Source organism: Nitrobacter sp. Nb-311A (genome assembly GCF_000152905.1).
GTDB lineage: Bacteria > Pseudomonadota > Alphaproteobacteria > Rhizobiales > Xanthobacteraceae > Nitrobacter.
Map to the genome: position 1 here is coordinate 89,674 of NZ_AAMY01000002.1, position 20,770 is coordinate 110,443.

Annotated in this window: 19 protein-coding genes, 1 tRNA gene and 1 pseudogene; 7 read left to right on the forward strand and 14 right to left on the reverse strand. The window is 59.4% G+C overall.

Annotation, left to right across the window (positions count from 1 at the left end; genetic code table 11):
• Positions 1-30 precede the first annotated feature (30 nt).
• The gene (locus NB311A_RS00475; RefSeq protein ID WP_009796424.1) at positions 31-2,277 is read right to left on the reverse strand and encodes a hypothetical protein; all 2,247 of its coding nucleotides are present in this window, start codon (positions 2,275-2,277) and stop codon (positions 31-33) included.
• A 480-nt stretch (positions 2,278-2,757) separates the two neighbouring features.
• On the opposite strand from NB311A_RS00475, the gene NB311A_RS00480 reads away from it, so the two are divergent.
• Positions 2,758-3,108 carry a hypothetical protein gene (locus tag NB311A_RS00480; protein ID WP_009796425.1) on the forward strand — a complete coding sequence of 117 codons (351 nt, stop codon included), beginning with the start codon at positions 2,758-2,760 and terminating at the stop codon, positions 3,106-3,108.
• A gap of 117 nt (positions 3,109-3,225) precedes the next feature.
• Here NB311A_RS00480 and NB311A_RS00485 read toward each other — a convergent pair whose 3' ends face one another.
• The 7 genes and pseudogenes from NB311A_RS00485 to NB311A_RS00520 form a co-directional block, all read right to left on the reverse strand.
• A complete protein-coding gene (locus NB311A_RS00485; RefSeq protein WP_083780344.1) occupies positions 3,226-4,449 on the reverse strand; it encodes a phage major capsid protein in 1,224 nt (407 codons plus the stop codon).
• Positions 4,450-4,841: 392 nt separating this feature from the next.
• Entirely contained in the window at positions 4,842-5,081 is a 240-nt protein-coding gene (locus tag NB311A_RS00495) for a hypothetical protein (protein WP_009796428.1), read from the reverse strand.
• Positions 5,082-5,503: 422 nt separating this feature from the next.
• Positions 5,504-5,719 carry a hypothetical protein gene (locus NB311A_RS22340; protein WP_245256898.1) on the reverse strand — a complete coding sequence of 72 codons (216 nt, stop codon included), beginning with the start codon at positions 5,717-5,719 and terminating at the stop codon, positions 5,504-5,506.
• A gap of 276 nt (positions 5,720-5,995) precedes the next feature.
• Positions 5,996-6,187 (reverse strand): annotated as a pseudogene (locus NB311A_RS22345) (helix-turn-helix domain-containing protein); the annotation flags it as partial.
• A complete protein-coding gene (locus NB311A_RS00510; protein WP_009796430.1) occupies positions 6,184-6,477 on the reverse strand; it encodes a hypothetical protein in 294 nt (97 codons plus the stop codon). The gene NB311A_RS00510 and the pseudogene NB311A_RS22345, both read right to left, overlap by 4 nt.
• A 79-nt stretch (positions 6,478-6,556) precedes the next feature.
• Positions 6,557-6,633: transfer RNA gene (locus NB311A_RS00515), tRNA-Arg, on the reverse strand.
• 128 nt (positions 6,634-6,761) lie between these two features.
• A complete protein-coding gene (locus NB311A_RS00520; RefSeq protein WP_009796431.1) occupies positions 6,762-7,853 on the reverse strand; it encodes an HD-GYP domain-containing protein in 1,092 nt (363 codons plus the stop codon).
• A 443-nt stretch (positions 7,854-8,296) separates the two neighbouring features.
• Between NB311A_RS00520 and NB311A_RS00525 the strand changes: the two genes are divergently transcribed.
• Positions 8,297-8,656, forward strand: a complete 360-nt coding sequence (locus NB311A_RS00525; protein WP_009796432.1) for a hypothetical protein — start codon at positions 8,297-8,299, stop codon at positions 8,654-8,656.
• Between the two features lie 95 nt (positions 8,657-8,751).
• Here NB311A_RS00525 and NB311A_RS00530 read toward each other — a convergent pair whose 3' ends face one another.
• Together NB311A_RS00530 and NB311A_RS21500 are read right to left on the reverse strand one after the other, a co-directional pair.
• Positions 8,752-9,066, reverse strand: a complete 315-nt coding sequence (locus NB311A_RS00530; protein ID WP_009796433.1) for a hypothetical protein — start codon at positions 9,064-9,066, stop codon at positions 8,752-8,754.
• 143 nt (positions 9,067-9,209) lie between these two features.
• On the reverse strand, positions 9,210-9,428 hold the full coding sequence (locus tag NB311A_RS21500) for a hypothetical protein (protein ID WP_040673658.1): 219 nt from the start codon (positions 9,426-9,428) through the stop codon (positions 9,210-9,212).
• A 105-nt stretch (positions 9,429-9,533) separates the two neighbouring features.
• Here NB311A_RS21500 and rpsT point away from each other — a divergent pair, with 105 nt between their 5' ends.
• Positions 9,534-9,800 (forward strand): 30S ribosomal protein S20, encoded by a 267-nt coding sequence (rpsT, locus tag NB311A_RS00540; RefSeq protein WP_009796435.1) that lies wholly within the window; start codon positions 9,534-9,536, stop codon positions 9,798-9,800.
• Between the two features lie 144 nt (positions 9,801-9,944).
• On the opposite strand, the gene NB311A_RS22855 is transcribed toward rpsT, so the two are convergent.
• The gene (locus NB311A_RS22855; protein ID WP_009796436.1) at positions 9,945-10,079 is read right to left on the reverse strand and encodes a hypothetical protein; all 135 of its coding nucleotides are present in this window, start codon (positions 10,077-10,079) and stop codon (positions 9,945-9,947) included.
• 1,055 nt (positions 10,080-11,134) lie between these two features.
• On the opposite strand from NB311A_RS22855, the gene dnaA reads away from it, so the two are divergent.
• The 3 genes from dnaA to recF all read left to right on the forward strand — a co-directional run bounded on the left by dnaA (position 11,135) and on the right by recF (position 15,310).
• Positions 11,135-12,562 carry a chromosomal replication initiator protein DnaA gene (gene dnaA / locus NB311A_RS00545; protein WP_040673705.1) on the forward strand — a complete coding sequence of 476 codons (1,428 nt, stop codon included), beginning with the start codon at positions 11,135-11,137 and terminating at the stop codon, positions 12,560-12,562.
• Positions 12,563-12,766: 204 nt separating this feature from the next.
• Positions 12,767-13,885 (forward strand): DNA polymerase III subunit beta, encoded by a 1,119-nt coding sequence (gene dnaN / locus NB311A_RS00550; RefSeq protein ID WP_009796438.1) that lies wholly within the window; start codon positions 12,767-12,769, stop codon positions 13,883-13,885.
• 279 nt (positions 13,886-14,164) lie between these two features.
• Complete coding sequence (gene recF, locus NB311A_RS00555; RefSeq protein WP_009796439.1) at positions 14,165-15,310, forward strand: DNA replication/repair protein RecF; 1,146 nt, start codon at positions 14,165-14,167, stop codon at positions 15,308-15,310.
• 123 nt (positions 15,311-15,433) lie between these two features.
• On the opposite strand, the gene NB311A_RS21680 is transcribed toward recF, so the two are convergent.
• Positions 15,434-15,601 (reverse strand): hypothetical protein, encoded by a 168-nt coding sequence (locus tag NB311A_RS21680; RefSeq protein ID WP_009796440.1) that lies wholly within the window; start codon positions 15,599-15,601, stop codon positions 15,434-15,436.
• On the opposite strand from NB311A_RS21680, the gene gyrB reads away from it, so the two are divergent.
• Entirely contained in the window at positions 15,600-18,041 is a 2,442-nt protein-coding gene (gene gyrB, locus NB311A_RS00560; protein WP_009796441.1) for a DNA topoisomerase (ATP-hydrolyzing) subunit B, read from the forward strand. The two genes, NB311A_RS21680 and gyrB, sit on opposite strands and share 2 nt — an antisense overlap.
• A 106-nt stretch (positions 18,042-18,147) precedes the next feature.
• On the opposite strand, the gene NB311A_RS00565 is transcribed toward gyrB, so the two are convergent.
• Together NB311A_RS00565 and NB311A_RS00575 are read right to left on the reverse strand one after the other, a co-directional pair.
• Positions 18,148-18,768 carry a PAN domain-containing protein gene (locus tag NB311A_RS00565; RefSeq protein ID WP_083780345.1) on the reverse strand — a complete coding sequence of 207 codons (621 nt, stop codon included), beginning with the start codon at positions 18,766-18,768 and terminating at the stop codon, positions 18,148-18,150.
• A gap of 258 nt (positions 18,769-19,026) precedes the next feature.
• Positions 19,027-20,397: a glutamate--cysteine ligase gene (locus tag NB311A_RS00575; protein WP_009796444.1), complete on the reverse strand. Its 1,371-nt coding sequence runs from the start codon at positions 20,395-20,397 to the stop codon at positions 19,027-19,029.
• Positions 20,398-20,770: the final 373 nt, after the last annotated feature.

The window sequence follows — 20,770 nt, forward strand, 5'->3', positions numbered from 1 at the left end:
ACGAAGTCATGTGTCCAATGCGCCTGCTACTCAAGACGAACGCGCTGACCGGTGAGCACGACGCGCGAGCCGCTTTTGCCAGTACTCCTGTCGTTCAACGTGAAACGGCCTCATATTGAGATAGATTTGCTGTGTGGCGTCTGCAAGCATGGACAATGTCCGGATTCGGTTGGTGCTGGAAAACTGCGCGTGCTTTCCCCCAAGCGTTTTCCATGTATGCGAAACACTGTAGTCCATTGTTAATTCGTGCGAGGTGAGCAGCAAGACGGGATTTGTCGGCTCGCCGAAGGCATTTACGCGTCTTCCCCACTTCACGAAGCCTTGCAAAATATTGGTTTCGGCTGGTGTAAAATGATCGCGGAGAACAGCGATCACAATCACCGCTTCAGGTAATTTTGCTGCGACGGACCTAAGCTTTGTCAACTCGCTCGGTTTTATAAGCTCGCCTTGGCCGAGCGATTTTGCTTCGCCAATCACCAGTTGGGGAGGACGCCGCGTTTCACGCAAGCCGTCGTCGCTGTGCCAGGCAATAAAATCGACCTCGCGTGTAACTCCGTCAAACGCCAGGTCCATCGCGGTAGCGAACGTCATCCGATCCATTGTATCGATGGCGCGGTTGACGACGCGAAGCGCAAGAAGAGCGCTATAGGAACCCCTGCCGAAATCTGGCACTGAGAAGGGGCCGACAACACGGTAACTCCAGTTGCCATTTTGATTGCGCAACGCGGCCTGCGGAAACTCATACGAATTTAGGCAGCGTTCACAGTTCAGTCGATAATCAACCGCTGTTAGCGAATTCCAGTTTGTAGTCTTACAAGTTGGACAGTCGATTTCCAAACCCAGACGTATGACATTCGCATCGGTGAATTGCTTCAAGTCTGGACTACGAAAAAGCTCGCGCTTTCTTTTGACGATGAGATCTCGCCAGGCCTTGACTGAGGCCGTGCGTAGCTCAAAACTCTCTTCAACGGCATCGTCCTTCAGGCGCCTGCGTCGCAGTCCGCCCGCCATCTTGTTCAATAGCTTGAGAGTGTTTATGTCGGCCAACATGCCGACTCTATTTAGTCCGCCCAAATGCTCTAGCATCTGTTTAGCAATATGTCCCGGCTCAGAAAGGCTCGCAGTAATTCCAATCTTTTTCAGCGAATCAATAATAGCTTCCTCAGACCTCAGCAAAGAAACGTACTGTTCCAGACTCGAAAACTGTTGCGAAAAGACCCAGCCCTCGCTTCCAATCGGTATATGTTCGCCGCCCATGCCAAGACGTGGCCACGAACGATCGAACGTATTAAAGGGCAGTATGGTGGCCGCGCTTTGGTCCCAAAAAGTAGACGGCTTAAGCACATTTACCCAACGGTGATCGCCCCCGCCGTAACGGCTCGAAAACTTGGGTACCAATGGTTGAAACGTCGTAGTCAAACGTTTCTCTTCGTCTTTAACGATTAGGTTCACACGCTTTTCCTCGGCGGTGACTAGTAGGCGCGTGGCGCGATGGACAAAGGGATTATGGTGATCGACCCAGATCGGCGTGCGCCATAGTTTCACTAAGAGTGCCCCAGCAGGGAGACCCGTTTTGAGCTTTCCTAACAGAGCCTCTGTGGTCGTTTTCTCTATCGAGCGGCTAAACTCGATTGTCGCGTTATGCATGACTCCGTTTGGATTACCGACAACCGGACGATGTTGAGATCTTACGAACTCAGATATGTCATCCGACAGTGCCTCGAACCAAGTTATCGGAATGGGCAGAACTGGACTGGGTTCGAGTTTCAAATTCCAAACATCGATAAGGTCGGTGGCCCTTGTCGGATCAAAAACGAACAAAACAGGATCGTGGTGCCAATATCGCTGCGCGTCGAGCCCGTAGCGCGTCGCGCGGAGTGGAGTCAGTGACCCGTTAGCAAAAACGCGACGCCAGGTTTCTGGCGAAGCTTCGGCCTGCTCAGGCTTGTACACGTCTACGTAAGCGGCCTGAGCATAGGTCAGATCGGTCGACGTGGGATACACCCCAAATATGCACTCGACCAGGCCGTCGCCCCGCTGAGGTTTGACCAATAAGCAATCACTCTTTTCGCGGAGAACAAACCTCTGCTCAGATTCATATACATGACGAAACACGTCAAGGATGTTCAGCCCGTATGCAGGCTCTGAATAGCTGCGACCGCCTTCTGATTCGAAGAATTGCTTAAGGGTAATGGCCGACGCTCGCGTCGCATGTTCCTGGCGAATGCTGCCAAGGCCTGCCTTCTCTAACAAACCCTCTTCTGCCTCGACATACACGTCTGGCTCAAAGAACCGGGCGTAACCCTTCGAAACAGATAACCCATTCAAACGTTCGTATGACTCTGCCTTCCATTCGGGAGGCGGTCTATTGAACACCGGAATGATCACATTATAAGACCCACCCCAAAGACACGTGCATGCACGCATAATCGAGCGCACTGATGCAAGGTCCGAAGGTCGAACGAGAAATCCGATCCGAGTCGGCCTGAGCCTAATTTCGGCCATGAGTTCGGACACGATGAGGAGCCTCCACCTACGCGTTTTCTTCACCCGTCGACGTTTTCGTCACCGCGGGGTGCCCCTAGATGCGCACCCGGTAACCCCTGACGAACCGTTAGGGGTTTTTGGCGAAAAGCTAAGTCTATATCACCCCAGGGCTGACGATGTGTTTTAGACCCACGCCCGGTCAAGGGTCCGACTGCCAACAGACGTTGCAGTTATTAGCAAAGCGGTAAGCTGCGCATAGGAGGCGAAGCTATGAAGCCAAATCACCTACTGATCGCGCTCGGAATCGTTTTCGTTATTTTTCTCGAAATTTGGGAGCCGGACGCGTCGAAAGCTTTGGTAAGAACGGCTGGACGCATTTTTGCCTTGTTGGTCTCGTGCGCCTTTCTTTATCAGGCCTATCAGGCTGGGATTTCGGCGCTAAAGGGCATCAACACCGAAGCATCCGCCCCCGTTCCCGATCCTGGGTCCGCATCCAACAGGTTTGCAGCGCTGTCCTGGTGCTTAATAGCATCTGCGCTTGCAGTGCTTGGAATTTCCTACGCTCTAGATCTTGATATTTTGGACCCTGTTTTCCGCGCGCTAGCGGGAAGTTCAAACTGAGGGACCATTTCGTTTCCACAATCGCAAGCGTCCCGAGAAAGGCCGCCTGCCCGGCTATTGCCCGTCATCATCTACCAGCGGCGATCCATCCACGGTCGCCGCTGGTTGAAGACAGCTTCAGCTTGCGCTGAACCTCAGAAGCTTCACGGCCTCACTGTTCTGCAGGCCACCGCCAACGCGGCGGTAGGCGTAGAAGATGACGTGAGGCTTCGCGGTATAAGGATCGCGCATCAGTCGCAGACCGGGTCGATCGACGACAATGTAGGTTTGTTCCAGGTCCCCAAAGGCGATCGACAGCGAGTCCTCTGCAATGTCGGGCATCTCTTCATCAAGCTCGACAGGAAAGCCGCAGAGCGAGGCAGGCTGCCCCTCGCGCGCGTCAGCCCAAACGAAGCGACCCTCGGCATCCTTGAGTTTTCGGACAACCCCCGCCGTCGATAGATTCATCAGCCAGCGTGCATTTGGACGATACGGTGCTCGAAGGCTGTAAACGACGTTGAATAGGGCGTCGCCTCCGTTCACCGATGTCGATGCCGCCGCGAACCCGCCGTCGACGCCGGTGATGATGTGCTGAATCGTTCCCCACGGACGTACGCCGTCCTTGTCCGTCGACGTGCTATAGGTCAAAAGCCCGCGCGGCTTTTTGATACCGTCACCGGTCACGTAACCTTTACCTTCCGTCCGCGCGAACTTATCCGCGATTTTTCCCTCGAGCCATTGGCCAACGTTGATTTCACTGTCGTCCAGCAACCGTTGCGTGATCGGTTGCGAGGTGTAGATCTCGTGAAGGGGCACGGACAGGTAACGCAACGACGATGTTGTGAGGGACGGCCGTTCTTCCCGTTCACCCACCCACTCAGCACCGATGTCAGAGGGATCGATCGGCTCCTCAAAAGAATCTCCCCGTTCGATAGTCACGCGCCGCGCCAGCCGGCCCAGTGGCGATACATCGAAAACCTTGCGCTGAATCTGCTTTGAGATGGTCGGCGTGACAAGGTAGCCACCCTCCGGATCGCTGTCGCTTGACATTCCCGCGACCGGCCTGGCCATGGCCTTAATACCTGCATCGCTGCCATTTTTGGCAAACAAGCCGACAGCCGACCGCTCCGTCGCAGCCGCGGAATTGTCAGGAACAAGGCTGCCGCCGCCGACCTTCAGCGCGGCAAGCGAGGAGTTGATCGCGTCGATATCCTTTTCGATTCCGTCGATTTTCCCGGCATTATTCTCCTTGAATGACCCAAACGCGTCGATCAGTTCGGTGAGAATCGCGGCTGGAGAATTGGCATCGGCGCGTGCTTGCGCCAATAATTTTTGTCCTCGCTGACGAAGGTGCTCACTCATGGCGGCACAGTCCTTTCATGATCGCGGGGCGCGTTGTCCATCTCGCCTCGCACCTCGGAAATCATCCTGCGGCGGACAGCCTTGCTATAGCCGGCTTCCGCGAGTAGGCGATCGATGACACGAGCGACGGGAATAATTTTTCGACCCGACGCGCGTGCCACCATTTCCGCTGCTTCGCGCGTTAACATTCGCGCACCCGCTTAGGGTGATGGTTGAGAAAATTTCTTCGCCAGCGCCTGACATGGCGGTTACGGCAGCGCCTGACATGCCGTCTATTCTTGAGCGATCTACAGGGATCGGCAGCGCATGGCGTGCCTTTCGGGACTGAGAATCGTCCAAGAACATCCGTAGCGGAACATGCATGCGGAGTTTCTGTCAAGACGAGCGACGAGCTACGCATGCCCGACACCCGTTCGCGAGCTCAAAATCTCCTTCGCGAGGCCCGCAAGAACGTAACCGACTTCATCGGGTTCGGAATCTTCAAGCAGGAGGTTGATCGCTTGGGCTAGCATCACCGGAGCGATCAGATTGCGCGGTAGATTGTGCTTTGACCACTCCTCGACGCACATGGCAACGAAGCGTTGAGGCAGCAGATTTGGACTGTTGGTCTCTGCAGATGTTTCGACTTTCATGAGAATACCCGAGTGGCTTTCTGTATTTAATTCCGAAATTTTGCGTACGAAGGGGGGCCGCCGGTCCCGGATCGAGCAGCCCTAAAGTTTTGACCCACCCCCTAGGGTGGCCGCGGTGAGCGCGCGCGGAAGGCGCACTGGCGGCATGCCGACGAACAAAAGCGGGCGTCGGATCGGGTGCTTCGAAAGGAGCCTCGACAGCGTTCGCAGGTGAGCGCTTTGACGCGTTTGCTTGCTCGCAAGTGGCGGGCATAACACCGCGCACAACGGCCCTTCACCGCATTGAGCGGAAAAGGTTTCAAACAGTCCGAGCAGCAGCTAACGGTTTTGAATATGGACATCACGTTACAGATTTCCGGAGTGCGCATTGCGAACCTCGCCGCTCCGTAACGTAGCGGCGAACCAAAGCAGATGGTCGACAGCTAGGGCGGCTGCGCCTCGCGCACCTCGAGCCGGACGCGTTCCAGCGTTTCAGTGTTCAGACGGCCAGCGCGTTCTTGTGCCGTGAGCTGATCGAGCCGGCCGACTGGCAGGTTGCCAAGAATCATCCAGCCGTCAGGGCCAAGGCGCTGCGCGATGCGGTTCTGAATTGTTTCAGGACGCTCGGATCTGACCGATGACCTGCTCGCAGGATGCATGGCTGATCGCTGCGTCGCTTCCTTCCCATTGCCAGACCGACTGAGGTTCTCCACAGGAGGCGGTGGTGAAGAGGGTAAGGGAGAAGTGATGGTTCTATGATGGTTCATAGATGTGCGATGAGTCGCACAATTCGATGTGCGATCGGCGCACATCAAAGCCTCGGATTGAGCACCGGTTTGATGTGCGTCCGTCGCACATCTATTCATGCATAGCTCGTAAGTATGGACCCTCTTTCGAAGACCGCCGGCGGCCCGAATCACCCTGATGAATCCGATCTCCTCGAGCGCCTTGACGTGGCGAAGTACGGTCTCGCGCCGGCATGATGCTTCGCGACCGATGGTCGCCATGGATGGCCAGCACCGCCCCGTGACGTGGTCGGCGTGGTTCGCGAGTGAGATCAGGACCAGCTTTGAGCGCGGGTCGTTGATGTGCTGTTCGAGCGCCCAGGCGACCGCTTGGATACTCATGCGCTCGACTCCCCGCACGCGGGAGCGAAAAGCTCTTCAAGAAACCGTTTGCGGACGTCCGGCGCGGCGGAGCGCCAGGCGTCGCGCAGCGGCTGTAGAGCATCCGCAACGCCGGCGGCTCGCGCCATGCCGTCGCGAATTCGCTGGCGCACCGCCGGGTCCGCCATGCGAATCTTCGTCTCTTCGCTGACCCTTGCCCGCTCGGCCGGATCAGCCCACCGTGCGCGGTTTCTTTCCGCGATTTTCGCCTTAGCCTCGGGCGAGTGCTTCCAGCCGCTGGGCTTCGTCATGGAAGCACCACGACGGAACGACGCGAGAACACGTTACGCGGACATTCAGCGGACGGGGATGGCTTGAAATGTAAGAAAGTGGCGCACCCGACACGATTCGAACGTGTGACCTTTGCCTTCGGAGGGCAACGCTCTATCCAGCTGAGCTACGGGTGCGAGGCATTCCATTTAGCCGATTGACGGGGCGGCGGCAATGTCCGCAGGCAGGCCGTTCTTCAAAATCGCGACGGCTCCCCCCGCGGAGACTGCCCGGATGATGGGCTACGCGCGCCCGGCGCGACAGGTCAACAACCCAGCGCCACGGGACGAAACGCCTGTAGCAAATGCTGATCGATCTTGTCGCCCATCTCTTCCATGGCCGCAAAGGATTTGGCGTGCGTAAAAGGAAGGCGATAGGCTCGCTTCTCGACCAGAGCGGCATGAATATCCACGATCGTGGTGAGGCGCACGATGTCGCTAATCTGCTCGCCACGCAGACCATCGGGATAGCCCGAGCCATCGAGCATCTCATGATGGTGCAGAACGACATCGAGCATCTCGGACGGAAAGCCACCCTGCTTCAGCAAGGCTTCGTAGCCAAGGCGCGCATGCCGGCGGATTTCATCCTTCTCGTCGTCATTAAGCCTGCCTGGCTTGTCGAGGATCGCGACGGGAATGAAAGCCTTGCCCACATCATGGAGCAAGGCGGCGCGGGCAAGCCGGCGCTGATCTTCCTCACGCATTCCGAGATGCTGCGCGAAGGCAGCGGCGAAGCCTGTGACGAACAGACAGTGGCGGTAGGTATGAGTATGGTGACGTCCGACAGTAGACAACCACTCACGCAGCGAGGTGAGCTTGATCGCCATCAGAATCTCTTGCTCCGCCTCCACGACATCGCTGAATGAGAGTGGAACGCCGGCCGGAAGACTCTCGAAGATCTTCACCAGTACAGCATGCGCAGCGGCAATACCCCGATTCAAAGCGTTGGCGTTGGCCACCGTGTCGCTGCCGTCGTCGTCCGGAAATGCGGAGCGGACACGTTGTAGAACGACTTGCGCGTCCAACGGACGCGAGATGGTGTCGGTGGCGCCGAGCGCCCACGCTTGCATCGATCCGTGATGAAGGGCGTCTGCAAGAACGAACAGCCGCGGCATCGATCGATAGGCCTCGGCGCACAACTTGCTGCGCACCTGCAGCACGCTTTCGGGAGAACGCAAATTAATGTCGACGACGATACCCGAAAATCGGCCTGCCGGCCGGTCCGGAATTTCCGAAGTCCGGGTGGTATCGACGTCGGCTGCGCATTGCAGAATAGCCCATAGATCGCTGCTGCGATCGGTCCGGTCGGACGCCAGGAGAAGGCGGCGCCTTGTGCGCGATCCGGTTGTGGGCGTCATTGGTCCTCATTGGTGGCAACTCGGCGCTTTCGTGAACTGTAGCCGATAAGTAGATTCGCGAAGATTAAGGGGTAGCGTTAACGCTTGTGTAAGCCGCACGCCGACAATTCAACGAAACAGACCGCGTCAGCCAGGATTTCCAGGCATCCAGCCCGCCGGCTGCCCGTGGCGAGAGGTGACCACGGTCATCTGCCGCCACTCGTGGAAACAAAATACGAATGTGTTAGAATTGCCATCGGGAGCTTTTCGCGAACCAAGACGTCATTGCGAGTCGTCCGGAACTCCAGACGATCTCCATTCTATCGTGCCAACGAGAGCCTTTCCGCCTCTGATTGAATCAGAAGCGGGGCTCTCAGATTTTGATTTGACGCGTTTTCTTCACGCGAACCGGTATCCACTTCGTTCGAAAACGCTGTAGGCGGCATCATGAAGCAGCGGACATTATGAAGCAGCGGACATTGTTTTTTGGGTCGACAGGCCTTGTTGCATTTTTCGCGGCCTGTATCCTTCCGGGCCACGCGCAACCGGCGATCCCGGGGCCGACATATTCGCCGCCATTCACGGCAACGTTATCGAACAATATCCCGTTGGCTTTCGGCATGAATGAGGTGACCGCCGCAGCTGCCCTCGGCGGACCCCTGAACTACATTGGAGGCTCGCCGGGCAACGAAGTATTTCTGGCGTTCCGAAGCTACAGCGGCAGCGGCTTTTTCGGCCGCAAAGACCGGCTCTACCTGCAATTCCGCAGAGGACTTCTGGTGGGCTGGAAGGACGATTGGGGCCATCACTGGATGTGGCGATAATGGAATCCATCGTCGAGAAAACAGTAAATGGTTCGCGCTCTGCCGTCGCGTCACTTGTCGCGGCCCATTGATCCTGCCGGTTCTGCGCTCGCCGATTAATCCCGTGAATAGCCGATCAGCGGCGGACGCGGCCGGAACAGCAGCATCAGAAGAAGGCCCGCAACCCCGAGCACGGCGAAGGCCGGCTGATTCAGAACCAGCTTGATGAAATGCCACGCCCAAGGCGCAGTGGCTTCGACCTGAATGCGAACCGTTTGTTGACTGACCTGATGAATTTCGTTCCAGAATTCGCCGAGTTTGGTCAGCCGCAGGGTCTGATCGGCAATTGACCGGGCGCCGTCATAGACCAGAAAGATGAAGCCGCCGGCAAGCAGCAGCAGTCCGATGAAACGAAAAATCGCACGGATCATGTCCGCACCTGCTCCTTGTCTGGCGGCGGTCGCAGTCGCCCTTAGAGCCCTTCCGCTTCTGATAGAATCAGAAGCGGGCTCTATGATTTTGATTTGACGCGTTTTCTTCACGCGAACCGGTGTCCGCTTCGCTCGAAAACGCTCTAGCCCTCGAGCGCGCGGAATTCAACCTCGTCAGCTTCTCTTTCGAACTCCTTGCGGCGGCCCTTCTTGCCCCACCCCACGGGGCGCCGCACCTGCCGGGAGACATTGACGCTCGAAAACAGGGGCTCTATAAGACCCCGCAATGGCGGCGGGGTGATCCTGCCGCCGCTGTTCTTTGAAAAACGCCCCTCGCGAATCGTGAGTTCCGCGGACGGCATTTTCAGGAACACCCGAAAAACATATTCAGGCTCATCCGCGCACCCGACGACCGGCCACCGGCTGGCCTCTCGCGGTGGGACACTGCCGAAGGATTCGTCGAGACCATGGCCAATACGACCTCCGCCAAGAAAGCGACACGCAAGATTGCCCGCCGAACCGCCATCAACAGGTCGCGGCGTACCCTGATGCGCGGCTCGGTCCGGATCGTCGAGGAAGCGATCGCGAAGGGCGATCGCGACACGGCGATCCAGGCGATGAAGCGCGCAGAGCCGGAATTGATGCGGGCTGGCCAGCAAAAGATCATTCATAAGAACAATGCAAGCCGCAAGATCTCCCGGTTGACGCATCGAATCGCCAAGCTTGCAAAATGAGCTGATCTTAAGACGTTATTCGTCAGCATTAAAAAGGCCCGGCCGATCGCCAGGCCTTTTTTTGTGTGGCCAAAGCGTTCCTCTACCAGATAGCGCGGTGACAGGCTACTTCAACACGTCCTACCGCATCGCCTTGCGACGGCATCACGCATCGATCGTCACGGCTATTTGATTCGCTTCACGTCGCACGATGCGAGCGAGGCGGCGAGACAACGCCACGATATGATTGATTGGATCTACCACAATAGCCATCCGGTTGAATTTGGCGTCCACTTCCATTCAGAGGCGGCGCTTTGGCCATGACTCCCATCCGATATATTCGGAAGGATATAGCCTGAAGTTTTGCAAGGCCGGTCCCATGAGCATATGGCCGGCGTGGGTTACCCGCAAAAACAGCCAGAAAAAAATGCGCCTAGCTAATCACTTATCTCCATAGTGTGATGAAGCACTTCCAAAACGACCTCGCGCTTCGCCCTGGTTTATCCTTTCTTAAAATATTTTAGACAGCGCGGCGGATTTGTAACACCTCACGAAACGCATCGAATCCGCGCGCAGATTCAAACCGTTGCTGATTGAATGCGCTGGAGATGGAGGACATCTCGCTTATTCATTCGATTTACGCGACGCAGCCGCGACGTGAAAGCCGTTGCGAGAATTGAGGCGTGGTGTATTTCTCTGGGGCTCGCGGCGCTCGCGGCTCTTCAGATCGTGCGGTTTTTGAGAGCCTTGGGCGGACGTGCATATCGGCGGCGATATTCTCGTTAAGTGAAGCTTTCCTTGTGATGGCGAATGGCAACTCATAGCAACATGAGAACGGATATTCCGTGCCGAAATTTCTCCACTGCGTCGTTTACCTCGAACGTTTGTCAGCAGGAGATACGCTTAGGCCATGCCGCATCTCCACCACAGGGAGCCGGCGAGTTGACTTGGTAAGTTAGAGTGCGAGCGTAGCGATCCGACAATCTGGCGTCGGGTTTGCGGATTGAATTGAAAATTGATGTGAGAGAACGTCTCGGCGCGATCCATCGCAGCGAGGAGGGGGTTTATGTCAAACAAAAACAACGCCACCAGATTTCATTCATGGGATTATCTTACGAACGTTTTCACGAACACGACGACATTTCTGCGTTCTTCCGTGCGGTATACAGGCGGCCCCTCTAGCCGCTGCTGACCTCTTCGTTTCGTTTTCAGCCATTTGAACCGCTTGCGGTGGTTTTGCCGAACGGTTGTTCATGGCCGAAACGAAGCGCTTCGGAGGATCACAGCAAATGCGTGACCTTCCGAAGAGGCCGCCGCATCCGAACATCATCCAACCAGAAAAGTCGTCACAAGAAATGTCAGACATAGAACAGGAGCGCTGGTCGCGTGTGAAGGGTCGATTGCGCTCGACCGTCGGAGAGGACATCTATTCAAGCTGGTTCGCGAGAATGGATCTGGAAAGCGTCCACGGAGAGAGCGTCCGCTTGTCGGTGCCGACGCGGTTCCTGAAAAGCTGGATCCAGGCGCATTATGCCGAACGTGTGCTGGCGTGCTGGCAAGCCGAACTGCCGGACGTTCACCGGATCGATCTCACCGTGCGCTCGGCCATGCGTTGCGCCGCGCCGGTCAGGGAAGCGCCCGCCCCCGATGTGCGCCGTCTCGAACGCGGCGAAGGCCGGGACGGCACTGAGCTGAAAACGGTCGCGACCGCGCCGGCGTCCGCCAACCACGACGCTCTCGGCGGTTCGCCTCTCGACCCGCGGCTGACGTTTCAAAGTTTCGTCACCGGTCGCTCCAACGCGCTTGCCCATGCGGCGGCGCGGCAGGTCGCCGAAGGCCGGCGCGGCGACAGCGTGATGTTCAATCCACTTTACATCCATGCCGGCGTGGGCCTTGGCAAAACCCACCTGCTGCAAGCCGTCACGTGGGCGGGCAATGCAGGCACGGAGCGCAGAGTCCTTTACCTGACGGCGGAGAAGTTCATGTATGGCTTCGTCGCCGCTCTCAAAACGCAGACGGCGCTTGCTTTCAAGGAAGCGCTCCGCGGCATCGATGTTCTGGTCATCGACGACTTGCAGTTCTTGCAAGGGAAATCGACACAGGCCGAATTCTGCCATACGTTGAATGCGCTCATCGATGCGGGTCGTCAGGTCGTCATCGCCGCCGACCGGCCGCCGTCAGATCTGGAAAGCCTCGATGATCGCGTACGATCCCGGCTGGCCGGCGGGCTCGTGGTGGAAATGGGTTCGCTCGGCGAGGAGCTCCGGCTCGGCATCCTGAGATCGCGTGTTGAAGCTGCGCGAGCACATCACGCCAGCTTCGACGTGCCGGAGCAGGTTTTGGATTATCTGGCGAAAACGATCACGCACAACGGGCGCGATCTCGAAGGAGCGATCAACCGGCTTCTGGCGCACAGCAAGCTCAACGCCCAGCCGGTCACTCTCGAAATGGCCGAGCGCGAGGTCCGCGACCTGGTCCGCCCCCAAGAACCGAGGCGCATCAAGATCGAGGACATCCAGCGGGTCGTTGCGCGGCAGTACAATGTGAGCCGCTCCGACCTTCTGTCGTCGCGCCGTACCGCCAACGTGGTGCGGCCGCGGCAGGTCGCAATGTATCTCGCCAAAACGCTGACCTTGCGTTCCCTGCCCGAGATCGGGCGCCGGTTCGGGGGCCGGGATCATACCACCGTGCTGCATGCCGTTCGCAAGATCGAGGCGTTGGTGTCGAAAGATGTGACGCTCTCCGACGAAGTCGAATTGCTGAAACGCCAGCTTCAGGAATAGCCGGAGCGCGGATCTATTATCGGTCAAAATGCCGGGAATTAACCCGGGCCAGTGTAAGCCAAGGCTTGCACCGGCCGCTCTTCCGCGCCACTTTGCGATCCCGTCGGGTTTGGGCAAAAATCAACCTGCGCTTCGGGATTTAAGATGCCGCGGTCCGCGCGGCATCTTCAGCACATGTCGTGAATTTGATCGGACGGATTTACAATGAAGGTCACCGTCGAACGCGCGCAACTGCTGAAATCGCTTAGCCACGTGCATCGCGTGGTGGAACGGCGGAACACGATCCCGATTTTGGGGAATGTGCTGGTTCGCGCCGAGAACGCCAAACTGTCGCTGAAGGCGACCGATCTCGATCTGGAAGTGACGGAAACTCTGTCGGCGGAAACCGGGACCATCGGCTCGACCTCGGTTCCGGCGCACATGTTCTACGACATTGTCCGCAAGCTGCCTGAAGGTGCCCAGATCCTGCTGGAAGGCGACGGCGACCGGTCGGTTTTGGCCATCCGGGCCGGACGCTCTCGCTTCACCCTGCAGACGCTGCCGGAGAACGATTTTCCCGATCTCGCAGCCGGCGAGATGACCCATGCCTTCACGCTGGCTGCCGCAGACCTGAAGCGGCTGATCGATCGCACCCAGTTCGCGATCTCGACCGAAGAGACCCGCTATTATCTCAACGGCATCTATCTGCACGGCGCGGGCAACGCAAAGAGCGCGACGCTGCGCGGTGTTGCGACCGACGGTCACCGTCTGGCGCAACTCGATCTCGCTTTGCCGAAGGGTGCCGAGGGAATGCCGGGCGTCATCATTCCGCGCAAGACCGTGGGCGAGGTGCAGCGGTTGATCGAGGACAGCGAGGCCGAGATCGGGATCGAGTTGTCACAGGGCAAGATCCGCTTCACCATCGGCAATGTCGTGCTGACCTCCAAGCTGATCGACGGCACCTTCCCGGACTACGGCCGCGTCATCCCGCAGAACAACGACAAGGAACTGGTCGTCGATAAAAAAGATTTCGAGGCTGCGGTCGATCGTGTCTCGACGATTTCCAGCGAGCGCGGCCGCGCCGTGAAGCTGGCGTTATCCGCGGGCAAGCTCGTTCTGTCCGTGACCAATCCCGACTCCGGCAGCGCCACCGAGGAGCTTGAGGTCGAATACGCCTCCGACGCACTCGATATCGGATTCAACTCACGCTATCTTCTGGACATCGCCGCGCAGATCGAGGGTGAGGCGGCGGTGCTGAAGCTGGCTGACCCCGGCTCGCCAACGCTGGTGCACGACAGGGATTCCAGGGGCGCGCTCTATGTCCTGATGCCGATGCGGGTGTGAGGAATTTCTCGGATCGCGTGGTATCCACCCTCCCCCTGTGGGAGAATTGCCCGAGTGAGACGAGGGCAGGTGAGGGTTCAAGCCACACAAGACCCGCACATAGGCACAAGTCGTCATTACCGGAAAACTTGGCTCGAAACCTGGGAGCTTGGCGTGTCACCTTCCCCTGTTACAATCCACGAATTATCGAGCCTCATTGATTGACCCCTCACCCGGCTCGGGTCATTCGACCCTTGCTACCCTCTCCCGCAAGGGCAGAGGGTCATATTGCCCGGCGTCATGATCGCCTCCCGCATCCTCCGCCTCAGTCTCAGCCAGTTTCGCAACTACAGCTCCGCGGCGTTGAAGACGCGCAGCAACATGGTCGTGCTGGCCGGACCGAACGGCGCCGGCAAGACCAACTGCCTCGAGGCGATATCGCTGCTGTCGCCGGGACGCGGATTGCGGCGCGCGACGCGCGACGACATCGCAGACAACAGGGGGGATGGCTCCTGGGCGGTGTCGGCCGAGGTGCAAGGCCCGCTCGGTCTTGCAACGCTCGGCACCGGCATCGACGCGCCGAACAATGAAACCGCCCCGGGCGGGCGGCGCTGCCGGATCGACCGCGAACCCGTCGCATCGGCAGCCGCGTTCGGCGACCATCTGCGCATGGTCTGGCTGACGCCTTCGATGGACGGCCTGTTCACCGGGCCGGCGTCGGACAGGCGGCGTTTCCTTGACCGCCTGGTGCTGGCGATCGACAGCGACCACTCCGGCCGCGTCTCGGCGCTGGAGCGCAGCCTGCGTTCGCGCAACCGCCTGCTCGAGATGCGCAATCACGACGACCTCTGGTGCGACGCCGTCGAACGCGAAACCGCCGAACTTGCCGTCGCGGTCGCGGCGATGCGCGCCCAAACTATAACACGCCTTTCCGTCGCACTGGAGGCTCGCGGCAGCACCTCGTCATTCCCTTCGGCAAGAATCGGCCTCGATGGCTGGATGGAAAACAAGCTGCTGACCGAGCCGGCCACAGCGGTGGAGGACCGATACCGCGAGATCCTGCGCGCCAGCCGCGCCCGCGACGCCGCCGCCGGCCGCACGCTCGAAGGTCCGCATCTCACCGATTTCGAGGTGATCTATGCGCCGAAGGACATGCCCGCGAAGGAGGCTTCCACCGGCGAGCAGAAGGCGCTCCTGATCGGCCTCGTGCTGGCCCACGCCCGGCTCGTGGCCGAGATGACGGGCATCATACCGCTGCTGCTGCTTGACGAAGTCGTGGCTCACCTTGATCCCCACCGCCGCGACGCGTTGTTCAGCGAACTTGCCGGTCTGGGCGCCCAGGTCTGGATGAGCGGAGCCGACCCGGCCGCCTTCGCAAATGTTGGCGCCGGCAGCGAGACCTTCAACGTGGATTCGGGCCGCATCGGCCGTGAACCACCCTCATAATAATGCCGTCGAAACCCGGCCGGACAAGTCAGGCTTCCGGTGTCCCGGTCAGAGCCCGAAGGTCTCGTGATTTTCGCCTCAACGCACCGGTTGCCCGGGTTGCGAATCACGATTTGGGAGGCTTCACGAATCGACTATTCCCGGCCTTGAAAAAACCGATAAAAACCACATATCTTCAAAGACTTGCATGGCATCACTTTGCGCTAGGCGCGGTGCCGCTTTCATGTCAGAAATAAGTTTCTCAACAATATTCGCCGCATCCGTCTCGGGACACTTCTGAAGGCCTTTCATGAACGAACCTGCCCGGCAGCAAATTGCCGATACTGAATCTGTCGCGCCCCTTGAGTACGGCGCGGAATCGATCAGGGTTCTCAAGGGCCTCGACGCCGTGCGCAAGCGGCCGGGCATGTATATCGGCGATACCGACGACGGCTCCGGCCTGCACCACATGGTCTATGAGGTCGTCGACAACGCCATCGACGAGGCGTTGGCGGGCCACGCCACCGCCGTTGAAGTTATCCTCAACGCGGACAACTCGGTCACGGTGCGCGACGACGGCCGCGGCATTCCCGTCGACATTCACAAGGGTGAAGGCATTTCGGCGGCCGAGGTCATCATGACGCAACTGCACGCCGGGGGAAAATTCGACCAGAATTCCTACAAAGTCTCCGGTGGACTGCACGGCGTCGGCGTCTCCGTCGTCAACGCGCTCTCAAGCAAGCTGATCCTGCGCATCTGGCGCAAGGACAAGGAACACCTGATCGAATTCGCCAACGGCGACGCGCTAGCGCCACTGAAAGTCGTCGGCGACGCCAACGGCAAGCGCGGCACTGAAGTCACCTTTCTCGCCTCGACCGAAACCTTCACCAGCGTCGAATATGATTTCGCCACGCTGGAGCATCGCCTGCGCGAACTCGCGTTTCTGAATTCGGGCGTCAACATTCTGCTCTCGGACATGCGTCACGCCGTCGAGCGGCGCGAGCAGATGATGTACGAAGGCGGCGTGGTCGAGTTCGTCAAATATCTCGACCGCAACAAGAAGGCGATGGTAGCGGATCCGATCATGATCCGCGCCGAGATGAACGGCATCAGTGTCGAGGCCGCGCTGTGGTGGAACGACAGCTACCACGAGAATGTCCTTTGCTTCACCAACAACATTCCCCAGCGCGACGGCGGCACCCATCTCGCCGGTTTTCGCGGCGCGCTGACCCGGCAGGTCAACGGCTATGCCGACGCCATGGCCAGGAAGGAAAGGATCGCGCTGACCGGCGACGACTGCCGCGAAGGCTTGACGGCGGTGCTTTCCGTGAAAGTGCCGGACCCGAAATTCTCGTCGCAGACCAAGGACAAGCTGGTGTCGTCGGAAGTGCGTCCCGTGGTCGAGAACGTCATCAACGAGGCGCTCGCCGCCTGGTTCGAGGAACATCCGACCGAGGCGAAGCTCATTGTCGGCAAGGTCGTCGAAGCCGCGGCCGCCCGCGAAGCCGCGCGGAAGGCGCGCGAACTGACACGGCGCAAGGGTGCGCTCGACGTCGCATCGCTTCCCGGCAAGCTCGCCGACTGCCAGGAACGCGATCCGGCGAAATCGGAGCTGTTCATCGTCGAGGGCGACTCGGCCGGAGGAAGCGCCAAGCAGGGCCGCAACCGCGAATTCCAGGCCGTGCTGCCGCTCCGCGGCAAGATCCTGAATGTCGAACGCGCGCGCTTCGACAAGATGCTGTCGTCCGAGCAGATCGGCACGCTGATCACCGCGCTCGGCACCGGAATCGGCCGCGAGGATTTCGACCTGTCGAAGCTGCGCTATCACAAGATCATCGTGATGACCGACGCCGACGTCGACGGCGCGCATATCCGAACGCTGCTCCTGACTTTCTTCTTCCGCCAGATGCCCGCGCTGATCGAGGCCGGGCATCTCTATATCGCGCAGCCGCCGCTCTACAAGGTAACCCGCGGCAAGTCCGAACGATATCTGAAGGATGAACGCGCGCTGGAGGATTACCTTATCGAGACCGGGCTCGACGACTGCGTGTTCAAGCTCGCCACCGGCGAGGACCGGGGCGGACGCGATCTGCTGGCTCTGGTGGAGGACGCCCGTGTGATCCGGAACGTGCTGCAGAATCTGCATAACCGCTATAACCGCAAGGTGATCGAGCAGGCAGCGATCGCGGGCGTGCTGAATCCGAGGGTCACCGAAAATCTTGCGACTGCCAACGCCGCCGCCGATTACATCGCAAAGCGGCTGGATGCGCTCGCCGATGAAGTCGAGCGCGGCTGGACCGGCCGCTTTGCGGAGGGGCAGGGCTTTTTCTTCGAGCGCACCGTGCGCGGCGTCAAGGAGGTCGCCATGATTGACGATGCGCTGCTTGGTTCCGCCGATGCCCGCAAGCTTGATGAATATGCTGCGAAGTTGCAGGAAGCCTATCCGCGGCCCGGCCTCTTGCGTCGCAAGGATACCGAAACCGCGATCCATGGTCCGGTCAGTCTGTTCGAAGCGGTGACCGACGCCGGGCGCAAGGGCGTCGCGCTGCAGCGCTACAAAGGCCTCGGCGAGATGAACCCGGACCAGCTCTGGGAGACCACGCTCGACGCCGGCGAGCGTTCGCTGCTGCAGGTGAAGATCAAGGAGGTCGACGAGGCCGACGACATCTTCACCAAGCTGATGGGCGATGTGGTCGAGCCGCGCCGCGAGTTCATCCAGGACAACTCGCTCAGCGCCAATGTCGACGTGTGAGTCGGCGTCCGCCTCAATAAGCGATTCGAATTCCGCTCGTCTGGTTGCGGCGTGGCTATGCGGCCCGAACTGACGGTCATGCCGGCACGGATCGCGATTGCGACAGCTACCGCACGACGCCGGACGTGAAGCCGGGCCTGCGATGCGGCGGCTTGATTTCCTTTTTCAGGAAACACCGCGCGGCTTTGCCGGCGTATCCCGGCCGCGCATAGGTCCAGGCCCGGCATTTGCTGTCGGCATCGCACGCATGACGGCAAATCTGATCGGCGTCGGCTCTGTCGTCTTTCCTGATTTCGAAGCTGCGATAGTCGCCGCCTGAGCGATCGGTGGAGCTTTCCACCGGCCCGATCCGCCGCTCGATCACACCCGCGCCGCGCACGCCGGACACGCAGCACCGATTCGCGATCCGCGGCGGCACGGCGTTCTTGAGCCAGCATACCGCGGTTTCCGACCGTTCGCTGGGATAACTGAAGCTCCAGGCGCGGCAGCGACGGTCGCGTTCGCACGCCAAACCGCAATCAGCCGGATCGCCGGAGCGCAGCGGCGCCCGGAGATAGTCCGCGCCGGGACGGTCGAAATTCACCTGAGCACAGGCCGGACGCACCGCCGGAACAGAGATCCACAACAGCGCAGCAGACAGCGTCAGGCCGACCTTCAGCGCGTAGACTTTCATCAGGTGCCGCAAAACGACGTATCCCGAACAAGGACGTGCGCGGATGGGGTTCATTAAATCGCGCCCTCAATGTACGTTGGATGAACAATCGCCGCGAAACAACCCGCTGACCCGATCATACCTCGATTCGGCGGAAGCCGATCGCTTCGAACCCGCGAAGCGACGGATGCGTCATTGTCAGCCGTTCCGCCGCGAGTTCATGATGCGAATCTCCTCTGGAGCGTTTTCGAACGAAGCGAATATCGGCTTCGCGTGAAACGCGTCAGAACACCAATCCCGAGCTTCGCCTCTCAGTCAAAAGCGAAAAGCTCTCTAGAAGGCATATTCGCTATATGCGGGTTCCACCGAACCACCCCACGCGCCGTTGAACTTTTCCAGCATCTCCTCGGCCGGAGAGCGGCCTGAATCCAGAATTTGATCGAGCGGCTCCAGATGCCGCGACTCATCGCGACCCAGATGGTCGAGACGGCCGCGCCGGCGCAGGCCCCCATGCGCCAGCACGAGGCACTCCTTGGCAATTTCGAACAGATAGTGACTTTTGATCCGGACCTTGAAGCCCAAGCGAGAGACGTCATCGCGCAACGCCTGGCGTTCCTGCGCGTTCCAACGCTTCGCGATGTCCCACGCGGCGTCAAGACTGGTGTCGTCGTAGAGCAATCCGACCCAGAACGCCGAAAGCGCCGGCAGACGCCCCCAAGGCACGCCGTCGGCGCCACGCATTTCCAGATACCGCTTGAGCCGCACCTCCGGAAAAATCGTCGACAGATGATTGGCCCAGTCCGAAAGGGTCGGCCGCTCGCCGGGGATGGCGCTGTTCCTGCCGTCTAGAAAGTCACGAAACGAGGAACCGGATACGTCGATATAATTTTCGCCGCGCTTGACGAAATACATGGGAACGTCGAGTGCGTAATCGACCCAGCGTTCGAAACCCATGCCGTCCTCGAACGCCCAGGGGATCATTCCGGCGCGGGCATTATCAGTGTCGCGCCAGATTTCCGAACGATACGACAGGAAGCCGTTCGGCTTGCCTTCGGTGAAAGGAGAATTTGCGAACAGCGCTGTCGCAACCGGTTGCAACGCCACCGAGACCCGCAGCTTCCTGACCATGTCGCTTTCGGACGAGAAGTCGAGATTGGTCTGCACGGTGCAGGTCCGGAACATCATGTCGAGGCCGTAGCGGCCGACCTTCGGCATGTAGTCGCGCATGATCCGGTAGCGGCCCTTGGGCATCATCGGAATCTGCGACAGCGACCAGGACGGAGTCATGCCGAGGCCCAGAAAGCCGATGCCGAGCGGCGTCGCGACCTCCTTGACCTGCGCCAGATGCGCCGCAAGCTCGGATTGGGTCTGATGCACGGTCTCCAACGGCGCGCCCGATAATTCGAACTGTCCTCCCGGCTCCAGCGAAATCGCACCGCCCCCGGTGACGTCATGAAGTCCGATGATGTTGCCCTGCTCCATGATCGGCTCCCAGCCGAGCAACAATTGCATACCTTCGAGCAAGGCGCCGATGCCGCGTGGTCCTTCGTAAGGCACGGGGTCATGCCCCTGAAGCGTGAACGGAGTTTTCTCGTGCTCGGTGCCGATGCGGAATTCGGATGCCGGCTTTATGCCGGCCTCCAGCCAGGCCACGAGTTCGTCGCGCGATTGCAGCAGCGTCATATCGATCTGGTCACGCGCCATAGAAGATTCCGATGCGGGGCGGTGCGATCGTACGCACGCGATGTCGGTTTAAGAATATCGAGCCGCCTGGCCCCAAATCGAGAAAGATGAAAGAGACATCATCGCGCGGACGGGCTGTCTCTCCCTGCAAGCGCCTGAGCCTCATTGCAGGAACAATCGGGCCGGTCAAGCAGCCCGCAAAGGATGGAGGCGTCAATCGCCGAGAGTTTGAGCCGGCCGCTCGACCGTGCGCCAGGATCGCGACGGCCTCGCGGTTCTTGGTCGCCGACCACATCTGTTTTGCGATGCGGAAGGTAAATTTTACGAGCCGACTTCACGCCCGCAATCTGATGGCTTTGGAAGGGCGCGCCGATCCATCGGCGCCGATCAGGGC

Bases quoted from the DNA above. Each gene is read 5' to 3' on its own strand.
- NB311A_RS00480 (WP_009796425.1), top strand. From the start codon at position 2,758: ATGAAGCCAAATCACCTACTGATCGCGCTCGGAATCGTTTTCGTTATT.
- NB311A_RS00485 (WP_083780344.1), bottom strand. From the start codon at position 4,449: ATGAGTGAGCACCTTCGTCAGCGAGGACAAAAATTATTGGCGCAAGCA.
- NB311A_RS00495 (WP_009796428.1), bottom strand. From the start codon at position 5,081: ATGAAAGTCGAAACATCTGCAGAGACCAACAGTCCAAATCTGCTGCCT.
- NB311A_RS22340 (WP_245256898.1), bottom strand. From the start codon at position 5,719: ATGCATCCTGCGAGCAGGTCATCGGTCAGATCCGAGCGTCCTGAAACA.
- NB311A_RS00510 (WP_009796430.1), bottom strand. From the start codon at position 6,477: ATGACGAAGCCCAGCGGCTGGAAGCACTCGCCCGAGGCTAAGGCGAAA.
- NB311A_RS00520 (WP_009796431.1), bottom strand. From the start codon at position 7,853: ATGACGCCCACAACCGGATCGCGCACAAGGCGCCGCCTTCTCCTGGCG.
- NB311A_RS00525 (WP_009796432.1), top strand. From the start codon at position 8,297: ATGAAGCAGCGGACATTGTTTTTTGGGTCGACAGGCCTTGTTGCATTT.
- NB311A_RS00530 (WP_009796433.1), bottom strand. From the start codon at position 9,066: ATGATCCGTGCGATTTTTCGTTTCATCGGACTGCTGCTGCTTGCCGGC.
- NB311A_RS21500 (WP_040673658.1), bottom strand. From the start codon at position 9,428: ATGCCGTCCGCGGAACTCACGATTCGCGAGGGGCGTTTTTCAAAGAAC.
- rpsT (WP_009796435.1), top strand. From the start codon at position 9,534: ATGGCCAATACGACCTCCGCCAAGAAAGCGACACGCAAGATTGCCCGC.
- NB311A_RS22855 (WP_009796436.1), bottom strand. From the start codon at position 10,079: ATGGAAGTGGACGCCAAATTCAACCGGATGGCTATTGTGGTAGATCCA.
- dnaA (WP_040673705.1), top strand. From the start codon at position 11,135: ATGTCAGACATAGAACAGGAGCGCTGGTCGCGTGTGAAGGGTCGATTG.
- dnaN (WP_009796438.1), top strand. From the start codon at position 12,767: ATGAAGGTCACCGTCGAACGCGCGCAACTGCTGAAATCGCTTAGCCAC.
- recF (WP_009796439.1), top strand. From the start codon at position 14,165: ATGATCGCCTCCCGCATCCTCCGCCTCAGTCTCAGCCAGTTTCGCAAC.
- gyrB (WP_009796441.1), top strand. From the start codon at position 15,600: ATGAACGAACCTGCCCGGCAGCAAATTGCCGATACTGAATCTGTCGCG.
- NB311A_RS21680 (WP_009796440.1), bottom strand. From the start codon at position 15,601: ATGAAAGGCCTTCAGAAGTGTCCCGAGACGGATGCGGCGAATATTGTT.
- NB311A_RS00565 (WP_083780345.1), bottom strand. From the start codon at position 18,768: ATGAACCCCATCCGCGCACGTCCTTGTTCGGGATACGTCGTTTTGCGG.
- NB311A_RS00575 (WP_009796444.1), bottom strand. From the start codon at position 20,397: ATGGCGCGTGACCAGATCGATATGACGCTGCTGCAATCGCGCGACGAA.